Origin of the sequence: Streptococcus lactarius (genome assembly GCF_016642265.1) — a bacterium.
GTDB classification, from domain to species: domain Bacteria; phylum Bacillota; class Bacilli; order Lactobacillales; family Streptococcaceae; genus Streptococcus; species Streptococcus lactarius.
The window spans coordinates 57,708-74,149 of record NZ_MRXX01000010.1; the positions used below are offsets into that span (position 1 = coordinate 57,708).

General features: G+C 44.7%; 13 protein-coding genes and 1 pseudogene. 3 read left to right on the forward strand and 11 right to left on the reverse strand.

The window, feature by feature from the left end:
• Nucleotides 1–52 precede the first annotated feature (52 nt).
• The 3 genes from BTU61_RS07945 to BTU61_RS07955 all read right to left on the reverse strand — a co-directional run bounded on the left by BTU61_RS07945 (nt 53) and on the right by BTU61_RS07955 (nt 3,271).
• Nucleotides 53–991, reverse strand: coding sequence for a hypothetical protein (locus BTU61_RS07945; protein ID WP_200773079.1), 939 nt, complete (start codon nt 989–991; stop codon nt 53–55).
• Between the two features lie 124 nt (nt 992–1,115).
• On the reverse strand, nt 1,116–1,982 hold the full coding sequence (gene thrB / locus BTU61_RS07950) for a homoserine kinase (RefSeq protein WP_200773080.1): 867 nt from the start codon (nt 1,980–1,982) through the stop codon (nt 1,116–1,118).
• 2 nt (nt 1,983–1,984) lie between these two features.
• A complete protein-coding gene (locus BTU61_RS07955) occupies nt 1,985–3,271 on the reverse strand; it encodes a homoserine dehydrogenase (RefSeq protein ID WP_200773081.1) in 1,287 nt (428 codons plus the stop codon).
• A 201-nt stretch (nt 3,272–3,472) separates the two neighbouring features.
• Between BTU61_RS07955 and BTU61_RS07960 the strand changes: the two genes are divergently transcribed.
• Nucleotides 3,473–4,348 carry a polysaccharide deacetylase family protein gene (locus BTU61_RS07960; RefSeq protein WP_200773082.1) on the forward strand — a complete coding sequence of 292 codons (876 nt, stop codon included), beginning with the start codon at nt 3,473–3,475 and terminating at the stop codon, nt 4,346–4,348.
• Between the two features lie 43 nt (nt 4,349–4,391).
• On the opposite strand, the gene BTU61_RS07965 is transcribed toward BTU61_RS07960, so the two are convergent.
• The gene (locus tag BTU61_RS07965) at nt 4,392–4,961 is read right to left on the reverse strand and encodes an HD domain-containing protein (RefSeq protein WP_200773083.1); all 570 of its coding nucleotides are present in this window, start codon (nt 4,959–4,961) and stop codon (nt 4,392–4,394) included.
• A gap of 98 nt (nt 4,962–5,059) precedes the next feature.
• On the reverse strand, nt 5,060–5,629 hold the full coding sequence (locus BTU61_RS07970; protein WP_200773084.1) for a TetR/AcrR family transcriptional regulator: 570 nt from the start codon (nt 5,627–5,629) through the stop codon (nt 5,060–5,062).
• Between the two features lie 129 nt (nt 5,630–5,758).
• Here BTU61_RS07970 and BTU61_RS07975 point away from each other — a divergent pair, with 129 nt between their 5' ends.
• The gene (locus tag BTU61_RS07975) at nt 5,759–6,601 is read left to right on the forward strand and encodes a DegV family protein (RefSeq protein ID WP_200773085.1); all 843 of its coding nucleotides are present in this window, start codon (nt 5,759–5,761) and stop codon (nt 6,599–6,601) included.
• A 115-nt stretch (nt 6,602–6,716) separates the two neighbouring features.
• On the opposite strand, the gene BTU61_RS07980 is transcribed toward BTU61_RS07975, so the two are convergent.
• From BTU61_RS07980 to BTU61_RS07990, 3 genes are read right to left on the reverse strand one after another with little or no spacing between them, the layout of a single operon-like run.
• The gene (locus tag BTU61_RS07980; protein WP_200773086.1) at nt 6,717–8,363 is read right to left on the reverse strand and encodes a hypothetical protein; all 1,647 of its coding nucleotides are present in this window, start codon (nt 8,361–8,363) and stop codon (nt 6,717–6,719) included.
• Nucleotides 8,353–9,096 (reverse strand): ABC transporter ATP-binding protein, encoded by a 744-nt coding sequence (locus BTU61_RS07985; protein ID WP_200773087.1) that lies wholly within the window; start codon nt 9,094–9,096, stop codon nt 8,353–8,355. The genes BTU61_RS07980 and BTU61_RS07985 overlap by 11 nt, the downstream gene beginning before the upstream one ends.
• Before the next feature lie 51 nt (nt 9,097–9,147).
• Nucleotides 9,148–10,767 carry a M20/M25/M40 family metallo-hydrolase gene (locus tag BTU61_RS07990; protein WP_200773092.1) on the reverse strand — a complete coding sequence of 540 codons (1,620 nt, stop codon included), beginning with the start codon at nt 10,765–10,767 and terminating at the stop codon, nt 9,148–9,150.
• Nucleotides 10,768–10,976: 209 nt separating this feature from the next.
• Between BTU61_RS07990 and BTU61_RS07995 the strand changes: the two genes are divergently transcribed.
• The gene (locus BTU61_RS07995; protein ID WP_200773088.1) at nt 10,977–12,458 is read left to right on the forward strand and encodes an alpha-amylase; all 1,482 of its coding nucleotides are present in this window, start codon (nt 10,977–10,979) and stop codon (nt 12,456–12,458) included.
• A gap of 189 nt (nt 12,459–12,647) precedes the next feature.
• Here BTU61_RS07995 and trxA read toward each other — a convergent pair whose 3' ends face one another.
• The 3 genes and pseudogenes from trxA to BTU61_RS08010 form a co-directional block, all read right to left on the reverse strand.
• The gene (gene trxA / locus BTU61_RS08000; RefSeq protein WP_003002728.1) at nt 12,648–12,962 is read right to left on the reverse strand and encodes a thioredoxin; all 315 of its coding nucleotides are present in this window, start codon (nt 12,960–12,962) and stop codon (nt 12,648–12,650) included.
• Between the two features lie 97 nt (nt 12,963–13,059).
• Nucleotides 13,060–16,089 carry a CocE/NonD family hydrolase gene (locus tag BTU61_RS08005; RefSeq protein ID WP_200773089.1) on the reverse strand — a complete coding sequence of 1,010 codons (3,030 nt, stop codon included), beginning with the start codon at nt 16,087–16,089 and terminating at the stop codon, nt 13,060–13,062.
• Nucleotides 16,090–16,236: 147 nt separating this feature from the next.
• A pseudogene (locus BTU61_RS08010) lies at nt 16,237–16,428 on the reverse strand (argininosuccinate lyase); the annotation flags it as partial.
• Nucleotides 16,429–16,442 lie beyond the last annotated feature (14 nt).

Consider the following 16,442-nt stretch of genomic DNA (forward strand, 5'->3'; position numbering starts at 1 on the left):
AATCAAATTCTAACGAATGACCGATTTCTGTCCCACACTCTCTAATCTTTTATTATACAATTCTACGTGCGATTGCACGGTTCTTTTGTACTTCAAGCGCAGATTGGACTGAAATCCATGCGCCACCAAGTGTAAAGACCACTAACATTCCTAGATTGAGGAAATAATTCTCAGGAAAATCTGAGTGGAAAACCGCATCATTGATCGAGTTCCATGCGTCTCCAAATTCAGCGTTATACTGCTTCGCGATCTCCAATGCGTAGTCAAGTTGATGCACTAGCAAGACTGTCAAGATCATCCAGATAGCAGAGACTACGACTCCTTTTGTGGTTAATTTCTTACCAAAGAGTTCATACCCTTTGATCGTACAGTAGCCAAGGGCTAAGCCTGCAATTACAGACACATACCCGAAACGAGCAATGACTAAAGCAACAGCGCCACCTAAAATTGCACCCACCAAGGATCCCACGATCCCCAATAGAAAGTTTTCTTCCTTTGCCTCATATGCTTCGACAGTATCTTGAACTTGTGCTTGGTATTCTTGGAAAGTCGCATCATCAATTAAAAAGACGGAGTCTCCGATTTGATACAGGCCGATTGGACCTTCCTCACCTGTAGTGGCATTGACTTGAACAAATTGATGGTTGTGCAAGAAATCGACAAGCTCTTGGATCCCATTCCATAGGCTTTCGACGGTCTTCTTTTTGGACATGCCACCTTTGACACCGACCTTGACCAAGTGCTCGTCAAATGAAACAGCATTGATCACTTTAGATTGGGATTTTAAGTCCTGCCAAATTGCATCATTCTCTTCGATGAGGTCCCCTTGGGCACCTGGTTTCACACTGACAGAAATGGCAAATACATTCTTGGTTTGAGTCCCTTCAATAACCAATAAAAAGCCTTCGCGATCCCCATACATGACACGGGATTCACTATCAAATTGAAGACCTAAGTCCGTTGCAATACTATATAAATATTCTGGTTTCATATATCCCCCTACATTTTCAGGAAACTTGCACATTTCCTCATACAGTTCCCATTCTACCATAGGAAAAGCAAAAAGGACATATACATTCGTATACATCCTTCTTTCAATTTTGTTACATTGAGGTTTATTTCTCAACACGAACGCCAAATGTGTCAATTTTAAGTTGGAAAATATCCCCATCCAGACCCATTTTTTCGAGATCCGCGACAAAGGCTGCGGTGTGCTCTGGAGTTAGAAGGTTCATGATCGTTGGACCTGCTCCTGACAGATAGGTGGCGTAAGCCCCATGCGCATGCGCGACTTCTTTGACCTGAGGGAACTCTTTGACCAAGGATTGACGGTAGCGCTCGTGGAAATGATCTAACTCAATGGAGCGACCAGCCGTCAGCAAATCTCCCTTGAGGAGTGCTGCGATAGCCACGTTGGCAACACTACTAGCAGCAACGGCCTCTTTGTAGGACCATTCTTTCGGTAGGACATTGCGACTATCACTGGTCTTCAATTGGTAGCTCGGTACAAAAGCAACCAGGTCACAACTTGGGAAATCGGCTGTCACATATTGAACATCCTCACCGATGTAGCTGGCAATGACTAAATTTCCAAAAATAGCTGGTGCTACGTTATCCGGGTGCCCTTCGATCTTGGTTGCAATGCGTAATTTCTCAGCATCTGACAGCTTGAGATCAGCTAATTGGTTAGCCAATTCAATTCCTGCGACAATGACAGAACTAGAAGAACCAAGACCACGCGCCAAAGGCACTTGACTTAGCATCTTGATGTGATGCGGTTGGATATCAGTTGAGATAGAAAGGGCAGTTGAGAGCAAGAGGTTTTTCTCATCTGTCGGAATCCCTGCTCCTAGATCATGCTCAATGACCCAAGCATCTGCTGGTTCAAGCACTTCAATGGTCAAATAGCGAGTCACGGCAATCCCAACAGAATCAAAACCTGGCCCGACATTGGCACTGGTTGCTGGAACAATAATTTTCATGCTTATTCTCCCAAAACTTTAAAGGTATTCAAGAGTTCGAAATTCGCCTCTGAATCCAACTTTTCAACCAAGTTCTTGAATTGGGTTTGGTTAACTTGGTGGGTAATGATGACCACACTTGCAAATTGACCATCTGAGTCTTCCTGAAGGATTTGCTTGAAGGAAGCTCCTTCTGCATTAAAGATCTCCGCAAGACGCAAGATTTGACCCGTCGCATCTGGTGCCTTGATGGAGAAGTAATAATTGTTCTTCACATCTTCTGGTTTGGCCAATTGAAGAGGACGGCTGTATTCATTGAAGGCTTTTCCGATCGTTCCTTCTTTTAGACGACGGACAATGCGAACGAGGTCGGCTACTACGCTTGTAGCAGTTGGTTTTTGACCCGCACCAGGTCCATAGTACATAGACTCACCAATCCCGATCGATTCCACATAGACCGCGTTCATCACCCCGTTCACACCTGCTAGTGGGTGTTGTTTTGGTAGGAAGGTTGGCGTCACTTCTGCTGCGATCCCTGACTCTGTTTCAACGATGGAGCCAACCAGCTTGATCACATAGCCAAGGCTTTGAGCTACTGAGACATCTTGAGGAGTAATCTGGCTGATTCCCTTATGACCAACTTGGTCAAATTGGATGTTCATCCCAAAGGCGAATTGGCTCAAAATCACCATCTTATAAGCTGCATCGATTCCTTCAACGTCATTGGTGGGGTCACTTTCAGCGTAACCAAGACGTTGCGCTTCTGCTAATGCATCTTCATAAGTCCAGCCTTCTTCGACCATTTTGGTCATCATGAAGTTAGAGGTCCCATTGACCACACCGAGAACCTTGGTCACCTTGTCAGAAGCTAGGGAATTCACCAAGGTGCGAAGAATGGGAATCCCACCTGCTACGGCAGCTTCATAATAGAGGGCGACATGGTGTTCCTTCGCAATCGCAAGCAACTCACTTCCATGAACGGCAAGAAGGTCTTTGTTAGCAGAAACCACGTGCTTCCCTGCTTCAAGCGCACGGGTGATGAAAGTCTTAGCCGGTTCGATCCGGCCCATCAATTCCACCACGATAGCAATCTCTTTGTCTTCGATGATCTCATCGACATTGGTCACAAAGTTGTAATCATGACCTGCAGCTTGCAATTTTTCCTTCTCCGCTTCATCACGAACCAAGACCTTGGCAATCTCAATGTCATCATGAGCAGCCTGGGTGATTTTTTCGCTATTTTCTTTTAATAAAAATGGTACACCACTTGCAACGGTACCAAATCCTAGTAAGGCAATCTTTACAGACATCCTATGGTCTCCTTGAAATTTCTATAATAGCTCCATTATAACAAAAACTTGGCCATTTGACAGCCCATTGTCTTAAAAATTCTGAATCTTCATGCCACTCTTTCTCTCCTAGCTACTGTGAATCACTTAAGCGCATAGCCTTCTTTTCCGATCCCTTCAAATTTATGGTACAATAGAGAAAATAGTGAGAACGGTGGCAATATGAGCAAACGAAGAGTCCCTAAAAAAATCAAAATCCTATTAAAAATCAATGCAGTCCTGCTGGTTTGTATCTGTATTTGCAGTTTTCTCTTAGTGAAACGGATCAGCCAGCTCAATGCGGCTAATGGAACGAGCAGTCTGACAACCTCTCTCGATGACAATAGTTCATCTATCGAGTGGGTTAAAACCAAGAAAGATCCAAAAGTTCCCATCCTCATGTACCACTCCGTGCACAATATGGCAGAGTCTGAAGCCGCCAATGCCAATCTGATTGTTGATCCTAAGACGTTTGGAAGCCATCTTAAGGCTTTGAAAAAGGCTGGCTACTACACACTGACCCCTGAGGAAGCCTATCGGGTCCTTGTGCAGCACGAAATCCCCAAAGGCAAGAAAATTGTCTGGTTGACCTTTGATGATGGAGTGGAAGACTTCTATACGATCGTCTACCCTCTTCTCAAAAAATACAAGATGACCGCTACCAACAATATCATCACGGACTTTACCAAAAATGAAAAGGAAAACGTCCTGACCTTTGATCAAATCAAAGAAATGAAAAAAGCTGGGGTAACCTTTGAAAGCCATACGGTGAATCATCCAGACCTAGCTAATTCCAGCCTTGAGACCCAAAAGAATGAGCTCGTCGCTTCTAAACGCCTGCTGGATAAGGTGCTGGATCAAGATACCAGCGTCATCGTCTACCCATCTGGTCGCTATAGTCAAGTCACGATCGACCAAGCCAAGAAAGCTGGCTACAAGCTGGGCCTCACCACTAATAATGGACTCGCCAGCTCCGCTAATGGCCTCTATTCCCTCAATCGAATCCGGATCCTCCCTACCACTACAGCAGAAGACCTTCTAGCTATGATGCAAGAATAAAGAAAGACCCCTGTCTGAAATCATTTTAGACAGGGGCTTTTTGTTAGAGTTCCTTCTCTAGTTCTTTTAAAAAGGTGATTAAAAATTGATGGCGACTTTCTGCCATTTGTTTGCCAGTCTCCGTGTTCATTTCATCTTTTAGAAGGAGCAACTTGTCATGGAAATGTTGGACGGTATCAGTAAGGGACCTCCCTTTGTGGCCACCATAGGAAAAAGTTCGCGCAATTCCTACAGCTCCTATCGCATCCAGGCGGTCTGCATCCTGGACAATCTTGCCTTCTAAGGTTTCTGGATGTTTACCGCGATTTTTGCTGAAAGAAACAGCATTGATCACCCGACAAATCTGGTCGATTTGGTTTTTAGGAGTATCGATCTCTTCTAGAAACGTGCGAGCATTCGCATTATTCTCAGTTTGAAACAATTTATCATCATCAGCATCGTGAAGAAGAGCCGACAAGCCTACTATCTCCAGATCACATGGACCTTCTGCTTGAGCGATTCTCATAGCATTGGTATAAACGCGGAGGGTATGTGCCACATCATGGCCATCCGCTCGATCAGCAAATAAGCTTTTTACATACTGCTTAGCAGCAAGAATTCGTTCTTCGATCATCGTTCTTGTCCTTTGAATAATCTATGTATAGTTCTATCTATTCATTTAGGCTAGTTATGGAGAGGGGCAGTTTACTAAAAACCACCTCTCGGTGGTTCTTACTTCTTCTTTTGTGGAAAGAGGGGGAGACCTAATGTAGCGATTTTTTCAGCTGGAATCTTCATGCCATCCTTGATCCATTTGGAGATCACAGAGACGATGGCGGAGCTCCAGAAAGAATTGAGGTAGCTGCCAGCGCCATTTGAAGTCTCACCATTTCGTTTTTCCAAAAAATCATAAACCGCCTTGGTCAAAAGGCGCTCGGAATTGTAATCAATGGCCAGGCTGATAATCTTGGCTTCTTTCTTGACCTCTTTAAATAGATAGAGCCAAACTTGGTAGAGATCTGTCTTGAGATTGAAACTATCCAATGACTTGGTAATCTTAGCAATACTGGACTGAAAGATAGACTCTAAAATATCCTCTTTAGAGCCATAATTGCGGTAAAAGGCCGCACGAGACACGCCAGCACGCCGCACTAGCTCAGAAATAGTGATCTTTTTCAGATCTTTATTCTCCAACAATTGCAGGAGAGAAATTTCGATGGATTCACGAGTAATTGCATTGTTTTCTTGGTTAAATCGTTTAAGATTTTCCAAGGATTTCTCGGATATTTTTCTTTCTGCCATAACATTTACTTTCTAAGTGTCTCACCTGATAATATCTACTTTCATCACCGTACTCTTCATGATATAATTGTAAAAGAAGACAGACTACTTGTCAATGTACATTTTTATACAATTATGAGGTATGAACTGATGAAATGGAAAATTATTGCGGATTCAGGCTGTGACTACCGCTCTTTGGACAATCTGGCACCGGATACAGAGTTTGTCAGTGTTCCCTTGACCATCCAAGTGGGGGAGACCATCTATACAGATGATGCCCAACTCAATATCGATCGGATGATGGAGGAGATGTATGCAACCACGACTGCTTCTAAGTCTGCCTGTCCGAGTCCAGATGACTACATGAAGTCTTTCGAAGGGGCGGATAATATCGTCGTTGTCACCATTACTGGTACCCTTTCTGGTAGCTACAATAGTGCTGAGGTAGCCAAGAAGATTTATCTGGAAGAGCACCCAAATACCAATATTCACGTCATTAATAGCTTGTCAGCTGGGGGCGAGGTGGACCTGATCGTTCGCAAGCTCAACCAGTTGGTTGCTGAAGACCTTGACTTTGAGCAAGTGGTCCAAGTCATCACCAAATACCAAGAAAAAACCAAGTTGCTCTTTGTATTAGCGAAAGTCGATAATCTGGTCAAGAATGGGCGTCTCAGCAAATTGATCGGGGCTGTCGTCGGACTACTCAATATCCGTATGGTCGGTGAAGCTAGTAAGACGGGTACCCTTGAGTTACTCCAAAAAGCACGGGGGCAAAAGAAAGCGATCAAGGCTGCTGTTGAGGAATTGCTCAAGGCGGGTTATGCTGGCGGACATATTACCATCGCCCACCGTAACAATGAAAAATTTATCGAGCAATTCTCTGAATTGGTTCGTGAGAAATTTGCCCATGCAGCTATCGAAGTCCTCCCAACTTCTGGACTTTGTAGTTTCTACGCTGAAGAAGGCGGACTCCTTATGGGGTATGAAATTTAAATTACCACTAAAAAGAGGCTGGGACAAAAGTCCTAGCCTCTCAATTGTCTTTGGATTATCGAGCAAGANNAATCGAATTCTAACGAATGACCGATTTCTGTCCCACTTTCTCTTTTTATTCTCCGATCTCTTGGTAGAGGGTACGGATTTTTTTGCGGTAGATGGTAGAACTGATTCCTACTCCGACTAGCAGCAGGACACTATAAAGGATCACAGCCAGCGGGGTGCTGACGGAATGATAAGTCCAAATGAAGCTGACAATAATCAAGAGAAACATCACAAAGATGAAGACAATCAGGAGGATAGACTGAAGGACGGCATTCCCACGATGACGGCTCATCAACTCTGTGATATTGGTCCAATTGGTGCTAAAATTTTGAAAATCTTTAACATAGTCTCGAATGCAGATTGGAATGGTGGTTACGACCCAGATCAGCAACATGGCAAGGATGGCCAAGGGATGCACACCAAAATAGAAACAAACACCAAGCAAAAGAATGACAGGAAGGATGGATTGCACCAGATAGAGCAACCAAAACTTCAGGAAGAGATAGCGCTTGAAATCAATAGGGAGGGATCTCAAGTACTCAAAGTTTTCACGCTCCAGCGAAATACCGATACTGGTCAAGCCTCCAAAACTATTGAAAACACCGATCAAGAAGGCAACGAGAGCCAGTGGGACGAGGTACTGGGGCGTCAAGTAAGGACTGAGGCCTCCTATATTTTTCGATGCTCCTACTGCTCCACTAAGTAAGAAAATATAAGGCAGAATACTCATCATCAAGAGGACTTGCACCATGAGAGTTCCATCAAGCAAGATTCTACGATGATACTGAATGACAAATCGTCTAAAGGAGTCTTTCTGACCAACATTGATTGCTTTCACGCGCTCTTTGACGGTTTGGTTGGTCGCAACAGCAAGAGCTGCATCATAGAATTGTGGGATGACAATTTTGCGAACCAGGCCGATCAAGACCAACAGCACCGCGATCCAGCCCAAGACGCCAAGGATCGCTCCCCCATCAAAAGGATGGAGGATAAACTGATGGAAGGCAAGAAAAGGCGGAAAAAGAATGGGAATATCCGCTCCACCTGACACTTCCACCCGATGGGTTTGGACTAAGTTCAAATAAAGATAGGCGCCCAGACTGAGGAGGGAACCGATACCGATCATGATGTTGGAGACTAGAGTCGTGTGTTTTTTGAAAAAGAGAGTCTTGGTAATCAAATGAGCTAGTAAGATCGTCGCTAAAAAGAGAACGGCTAAGAGAATCAAAGCACAAAAGATTCCCAGCAGGATCCCTAACGGATTAAAACCACCTGCTTGCACAGGCAGGATCAAAAAATAGCTGATCAAGGGAAGGATCGCCATGAGGAGGGTCAGGATGACCGAGATACTCTTTCCTGCAATGACTTCCGCATCTGAAAAGGCATAAGGCCGATAAAACTGCAGGTCCTTGCTTTCATAAAAGACATTGTAAAAACTCATAAAGCCTTGGGAAATGGTCATCAAGGAAAAGAGGGCCACCATATTGACAAAGAAAGCTGGTTGGTTGACAAAATCATAGACGCTAAAGAACAAGCCAAACAAGACGAAGTAGAAAAAACCTAAAGTGAGATAGTTGAGCACTGATTTGCGGGCAACATTGAGTTTGACGTCCGGTTTTTTAGCCTGTTTGGCACGTAATTTTGCGATCTGGGCAGGCTGACTGGCATAGATGATATTGACATTGACCAGCTGTTGGATGATCTTAAGACGCATGATCGCCACCTTCTTCCTTCCGCCCCGCTAGACTGAGATAGATACTTTCCAGACTTTGTTCTGGGTGTTGGCTCTTTAATTCCTCGATCGTCCCATAGAAAATGAGATTGCCTTTTTTGAGAATGGCAATTTTATCACAGAGTTGTTCGGCTACTTCTAAGACGTGGGTAGAGAAAATAACCGTCTTGCCCCGATCCGCATGCTGGCGCATCATTTGTTTTAAATCGTAAGAGGCCTGTGGATCCAAACCGGTCATCGGTTCATCCAAGACCCAGATATCTGGATCGGACAAGAGGGCTGCAATGACGAAGACCTTCTGGCGCATCCCATGTGAAAAGGATTCAATCACTTCATAACGGTGGCTCTGAAAATCAAAGGTCGTAAGAAGCTCTTCCAAGCATTGATCACAGTCTTTCTGACTCATATCATAAGAGGTCGCAACCAACTCCCAGAATTCATTGGCTGTGAGACGCAAGAAAAGATCCGGCGAATCCGCCACGTAACCGATCTTCTTTTTGATCGCAAGCCGATGGCTATAGAGGTCCTGACCGTCCACTTCAATCGTCCCAGTGGTTGGGGTGATGACACTGACCAGGCTCTTAATCGTCGTTGACTTTCCGGCTCCGTTGTGGCCAATCAGTCCGACAATTTGCCCATCTTCGATGGTCAGATCCAAGTGGTTGAGGGCAATGTGCCCATCGTAATCTTTGGTAACTCCGTGAAATGTAATCATGCTAACTCCTTGTACGATCATCATTGGGATCGTGTTTGTTTTCTATTGTCATTATAGATCATCGAAATGGTAGAGCAATTCTAGTAAATAGTTTGGAATGGTCGCCAAAAAATCTTCCTGGTAGACCCGCTCTCCTCGCTTATGCAATTCTTTGCCCCAGGGCCCGAGATTGATCGCTGGAACCTGAATTTGAGCAATTTTATCTAGATCCAGATCATAAATTTGAGCCGGAGTGGCGAGGCTATCTAGAACGACTTGATAAGAGGCCACATCTTTTTCCAAGGCACAATAGCTGGTGTCGTTAATCCCCATAAAATATTCTTCGACCTTCAAGCTATAGCCTCTTTGGTCCAGATACTGGCGGTAATCTGCGATCAGGGACTCGATTTTGAGTTCCGTATTGTCCAAAAAGCGGCAATTCATGGAAGGATAATAGGGGGGCGCAAAACCGATGACCAACATAGGATCCTTATCTCCGAGAAACTCTAGGAGTCGCTGGATTTGCTGGATCGCAAGGCTCTGGTAGCTGGTCCCATTACGAAAATCGTATTCCGCTTTTTTATTAGAAGTTTCCCTAAAGTCTTGGTAGCCTTCTATGCCTTGGCAACGTTCCTCTAGTTCTTGATAGGTGATAACTCTTGGCCTTGCAATCATATGGTCTTGGCCAGCCTGATCCTGCAAGTGCTCATACTTCTTGTAGAAAGCATCCAAGGCCCTTTGACTAAGCTCATCAATCCGCTCTAGGAGTTCTTGAGGTGTTTTCTTCAAATGCAAGACACTGAAATAGCCTGCCGCATAAAGCACGGTCGATACATCGTACTGCTCCTTCAAATCTCTGAGATAGGACCAAGAAGGAAGGGGAGATATCTCCCCCAGCGCCTGATCTGCCAGATCGGGATGAAGATCTAGCTGGCTTGCAATGGCTACTAAGAGCGACAAGGCATTGATCCCTTTAAGGGGCTCCTTCATATGGGACAAGACACCTTGGGCCACAACGACTGGCATGAGTTTGCCGACTGTGCCAATGTGAAGGACTTTTTCTTTTTCTACCTCTGATTCAAAGGGCTCTGAATCCACTGCTAATACATAGTCCAGATCAAATTTTTCCTGTAAATTTGTGAGTAAGCCTAGGGCTCCTCGCATCCCACGTGAATAGGATTCCTCGTCTCCAACAGAAAGATAGAGCAGATTGACCTGACCTCCTGAAGGATCCGCCGCATAGGCTTCCAGAACCCCTAGTTGCAGGGCTAGGGCTGCTTTCATATCGCAAGATCCCCTGCCAAATTTCCATTGACCAGATGCTATATCAGCCTGCATATCTGGTAGCTTATCCAGTGTTTTCAAGGCTGCTGCGACTTTATCAGAATCGAGTGCAATCTCCGACAACTGTCCATAGTCTTCAAGATCGACCGTATCATGGTGGTGAAAAAGGATAAGAGTTTTTTTCTTTCCTTTATCGACCAAGGCCCAATTGACCGACCGATGCAAGTGATCCTGTGGTACCTGATAGCGCCCAAAGTGGTCTGGATCTTCCTTAAAATAGGGGATCTGGGCAATCCGTTGATCCAGATAGGCCTCGATTCCTTTCTCGGTCTCCGTGTTGGTGAAGCTTGGGATTGCCAAGGCTTCAGTAAAAATCTTTTCAATGCTCTCTCTATTGGTGGTTTTCACTTTCAAACCAATCCTCCTTTGATATGATCTAACTAAATGAATGGATAGAAATATATGTATCGGGCTGATATTTCTACGTAGATAAAATCCTACTTTTTATATTCTCACTTCACTTCTTTCATGTATGCGATTTCTTTTCTAGAAAGGGCTTGCTTCCAGCGCAAACGTTTGTCCCATCCAACTATTTTTGGTAAAATAAGGACATTCACATGAAAGAAGAAATAACAATGGAAAATCAAACCTTAATGCAATATTTTGAGTGGTATTTGCCCGCTGATGGGAACCACTGGACACGTCTTGCTGAAGATGCGCAACACTTAGCAGACTTGGGTATTCGTAAAGTCTGGATGCCACCTGCCTTTAAAGCTACTTCTAACAATGACGTTGGGTACGGGGTCTATGACCTCTTTGATTTGGGCGAGTTTGACCAAAAAGGAACGGTTCGCACCAAATATGGTTTCAAAGAAGATTATCTTCAAGCCATCCAAGCCCTAAAAGATGCTGGGATTCAACCAATGGCCGATGTCGTTCTCAACCATAAAGCTGCAGCTGATGGCTTAGAGGAATTCGAGGTTGTTGAGGTCGATCCGATGGATCGAAACAAGATCCTCACTGAACCCTTCACCATTCAAGGATGGACTAAATTCACCTTTGATGGTCGAAATGGAGCCTATAATGACTTCCACTGGCATTGGTACCACTTCACCGGTACTGACTACGATGCTTCTCGCAATAAGAATGGGATCTACCAAATCCAAGGGGACAACAAAGGTTGGGCTCAAGGAGATCTGGTAGACAAGGAAAACGGTAACTACGACTACCTCATGTATGCTGATATTGATTTCAAGCACCCTGAAGTCGTGGAAAATCTTGATCAGTGGGCAGACTGGTTTATCGAAACGACTGGTGTTGAAGGCTTCCGTCTGGATGCGGTCAAACACATCGACTCCTTCTTTATGAAGAACTTCATCCACAATATCACCAAAAAATATGGAGAAGATTTCTACGTCTTTGGTGAGTTTTGGAATGCTGATGAAAAAACCAATGATGAATATTTGGAAAACATTGATTACTTGTACGATTTAGTCGATGTCGCCCTCCATCAAAATCTTTTCCGGGCTGGGCAAGAAGGTGCGGACTACGACCTTCGAACGATTTTTGATGGCACACTGGCCTTGAACCATCCTGAAGAGGCCGTCACCTTTGTGGACAACCATGATACCCAACGAGGGCAAGCCTTGGAATCTACCATTGAAGAATGGTTTAAGCCTGCATCCTATGCCTTGATCTTACTTCGAGAAGCTGGTTTGCCATGTGTCTTCTATGGAGACTACTACGGTATCGAGGGTAAATTTGCGCAAGAAAGTTTCCAAGAGGTTCTCGATCGCCTCTTATGGGTTCGTAAAGATCTGGCCTACGGGGAACAAACGGACTACTTCGATAATCCTAATTGCATCGGATGGACACGTTCAGGTACAGAAGAATCAGCACCAATCGCCTGCTTGATTTCCAATAACCAAGCTGCTACAAAAGTCATGGAGATTGGCTCATCATACGCAGGACTCACCTACTATGATGTCCTAGAAAATTGTAGCGAAACTGTTCAAGTCCAAGAAGACGGTAGCGCCGAATTCCCAGTGGCAGAGCGCTCCGTCAGTGTCTGGGTAGCCCAAGATACAGAGGGCCAATAACCAATAAATGTGATTTTCTCCTAGGATCTACATGTTCCTAGGAGAATTTTTTCCTGTAAAAATTTTATAGGAAATATAGCTTCATTTTAGCATGATAAGAAAGCGCTGTCAATGTTCGCTGTCTTTATTTTAAAGAAAAGCACACCATCAAAAAAACTCGTTTTCCAGTTTGGAAAACGAGTTTTCTTTTTAGCTCAATTCTGCAATGATTTCTTTTAATTGAGCTTTGGTATGAACTCCAGCTACTTGTTTGACTACTTGGCCATCTTTTTTAAAGAGAAGAGTTGGGATCGACATGATACCGAATTGACGCGCTGTATTTGGATTTTCATCGACATCCATCTTACAGATTTTCAAATCATCTTCATGTACTTCTTCTGCCAACTGATCCAAGATTGGAGCTTGCATGCGGCATGGACCACACCAAGTTGCCCAAAAGTCAATCAGGACAAGGCCTTGGCTTGTTTCTTGTTCAAAGGTTGCATCTGTGATTACGTGTGCCATATTTCCTCCTTTTTCAGTAGTGACTACTGATTCTGCATTTCTACTTTTATTTTACACTAAATGATGCCATTTTAGAAATATTTGCTACGGGGACTCCTTAGGCATCTACTTTCTTCTTGCGCCAAAAGATGAGGCTAGAAGCTGTCAGGGTAAACAGACCTAAGAGACCCAGTGTATGTTCTTTGCTACCTGTTTGTGGAAGCGTATGGTCCGCATGCCCTCTTTCTACTGCAGGAGTTGGAGCTTGAGGATCTTCTGCCAATCCTGGTGAAACAAATTGAGGGCCATAGGATACAGCTAGAGCAAGGTGAGGGTGCTCTTGGGCAGCTGATGCGGTCTTCATCTCAACGACCTTCTCAGGAAAATCTTGGTTTGATTGGACAAGGTATTCTGGGTTTGGAAGGGTGTATTCTTCCATATAGTGCACTTCTGGCGCAACTAGAGCCGCACCTTCAACTTCTGGAAGGTTTGCATAGTCTGTATCGCTTGCACTTGGTAGATAGCTTGCCTTTTGAACGCGGGTTTTTTCGACAATTGGAATCGTTGCACTGATAGAATCCGTCTTAAAGGTCACCTCATATGGATGCTCCACGGTTAAGTCCGATGGGTCATAGGTGTTAAAGACTAGAGCTAACTTGTGACCTTTCTTAACTGTATAGAGATTTGGTTGCAGATAGACCGTATAATCGTGGAATTCTCCTACTTTAGGCTCGATGCTTGCGCGAGAGCTTGCTGAATCGTAGCCAGACTCAGGGTTAGCCAGGTTGATCCAGCCTTTTGCGATGACCTTGTACTTGGTCTTAATGGTTTCGTATTCTGCTACAGATAGGTTGCTTAAATTACTTCCCATCCAGAAAGCATCTGCTGTTTTATCTTGCTTGACGCTTCCATTTCCTACCACGTCAAAGTCTTGATCTGCCACGTCTACCAGAAGAGCATTAATTTGGAAATTCTTTCCTTGACCTTTGGCCAGAGCCGCCTTGAAATGAACGGGGATGTGTCCTTTGATAGTGGTATCTTCTGTCACTTCCGATACGAAGGTCATGTTGGCTTTTGAAGATCCTTGGCTCACGGTTTCGTCACGCTTGGCAACTTCTACACCAGCTCCGGCATAATCACTAGAAATGGTTTCTTCTAGTCGTTTCGAGCTTGCATGTATGAAGAGACGTTGACTGCTCTTCCAGTTATCATAGCTGGTCCACTTACTTGGATCATAGTTGTTTTGAGCTAGAACTGCTGGCAAACTTTCGACGTGATTGTCCACACCATAGAGGTAATGGGTCAGCCAGGTATTGAGTAGGTCATAGAAATCTTGGCCCTTGGCTGTGATCCCATAGCCACGAGACATAGCTGCTGGATAGACGTGGTCTCCTTGGTGGAGATAGAGCTTGACATCTTGGCCCGCTTTCTTGAGCGCATCGTACATGAGTTCAAAGTGTTTGGTTTTGACATTGTCATCATTCAAGCCATGGACGATCAGGGCGCTGGTCTTGAGATTTTCCGGATAAAGGGTATAATCCCGCTCCTTCCAGACATCACTGTAGTTGCGATCATGGGCGTACTGGTCCTTGTTCAATTGGTTGATGTAGTTGGAATAGTTTTGCCAAATCCCTGCCCAATCGTCTTGGTCCAGCATCCGCGTGCTAACGTAGAGGGAGAGCCATGAAAGGTCACTATAAGGTGCATTGCCAAATTGGGTCCCTTGGCTATTGAAATAGTCATACCAAGAAGCAATCCCTGCTGCTGGAACGATGGTCTTTAGGCCTTCTACGCCAGTCGCTGCCACACCAAAGGTTGTGGTGCCAGCCCAGGATAGACCGGTCATTGCGACATTGCCACTTGCCCAATCTGCCTTGATTTCGATATTGCTAGTCTTATCAGTGTAGGCTTTGCGTTTGCCATTGACCCATTCGATGATATTTTTGAAGGCATTGATTTCGAGATCAGACCCTGTCGTGTTAAACCCTTCTGATCCTTTGGTACCAAGCCCAGCACTGGAGATAAAGGCATAGCCTCTGACCAAGAAATAGTCGTACCAGTTGAGATCTTCATAGTCATAGATATACTCGTAAGGACTGTAGTAGTACCAATCCGATGCCTTGGCTTTTTTCGCTGCTTCTACTGTCGTCACACTGCCAACTGGCTGTCTCTTTGCAGGTTGGCTGTGCAGTTTCTTCATGTCGTAGCTGCCGTCAGTCGGAAGCCCCAGACTTTCAAGGGTCACGTAGTTTTCGTCTAGTGTTCCTGCTACGTAAGGACGCGCTTCCAGAATGGTCGCTGCCTTAAAATCACCTTGCGCAACTGCTTTTGGTAATTGCACAATGGCTTTGACCAAGTCTGGCTTGCCATCTGCATCGGTGTCGTAGTCCGTTTCGACGTAGACTGGGAAGCGGACAATTTGGCTGTCCTCATATTTGTAGTCTTCGTCTGCTTTTTCTCCCGTCGTATAAGGGAAAATAGGCTGGGCCCGACCATTTAGAAAGAGAGGAGCTTTCTTTTCAGCTCGATAAGCATCATAGAGTTTCTTAGCTGTTTCGTACATCTTGGCCAATTCTGGCTGACTGACCTTACGAGTCAGATCTTCTGATGTTTCAATCAAACCTAAACTCCTGGCAAAGCGTTCCCGATCTGCTTGGCTTTGGCCTAATTGGCTTGGATCCGTTGCTGCCCATTGAAGCAAGCCATTAACAGCATCTTGCACTGTCAACTCTTTAGAGGTCTGATCCGCTGCAAGGGTCGAACCTGTGACCTTTGCCAAATCCTGACTTGTTGCCGGTGCTTCTGAAGTAGGAGTGGATTGAGGTGCAGCTTCCCTGTTTGTTACTGCTGGAGTTGCTACTGGAACAGTAGGCTCACTTTGTCTTGAGTGTTCTTCTGTAGCAGGGGCTACTTGATTGGCACCTGCCACCCGATCCAGCGATGCCTCACTTGTGCTTGCGCTTTCTTCACTAGAGCTAGTACTTGTGTCACGTGCTGTCGGTGTTGCTTCAGTAGATGGAACATGGACCACTTCAGTCGATGGTGCTAACTCTTCTGTCTGCTCATCTGCTGCTGCTACTTGGTGCAAAACCATTGGCGCGATCAGTAAGCTCGATGCGACAATGGAAACCATTGTTTTCTTTTTCATATCAGTCTCCTAACTTTTTGTAATCAACACTCCCATTATACTATGTAAGCGTTTTAATATCAATTTTTCTTACATCTCCATCTCAGCAATATCCTAAAAATACTCCAAATAAAAGCATCGTAAATTTTCACGATGCTTTCCTTCTTCTTAGTGCTTTGACAAGTCACTTTTAGCTCTCTCGAGCTCCAAGCGAATCTGCTCAAATCCTGTTCCACCAAGGGAATTGCGCTTCTGAACAGCTGTCTCTGACTGCAAGACCTGGTAGATATCTTCTTCAATTAATGGAGAAACTTCCTGATAGCGTGTTATAGGAATGTCCTGCAAATAAAGTCCATTTTTCTACCATTTGTCAA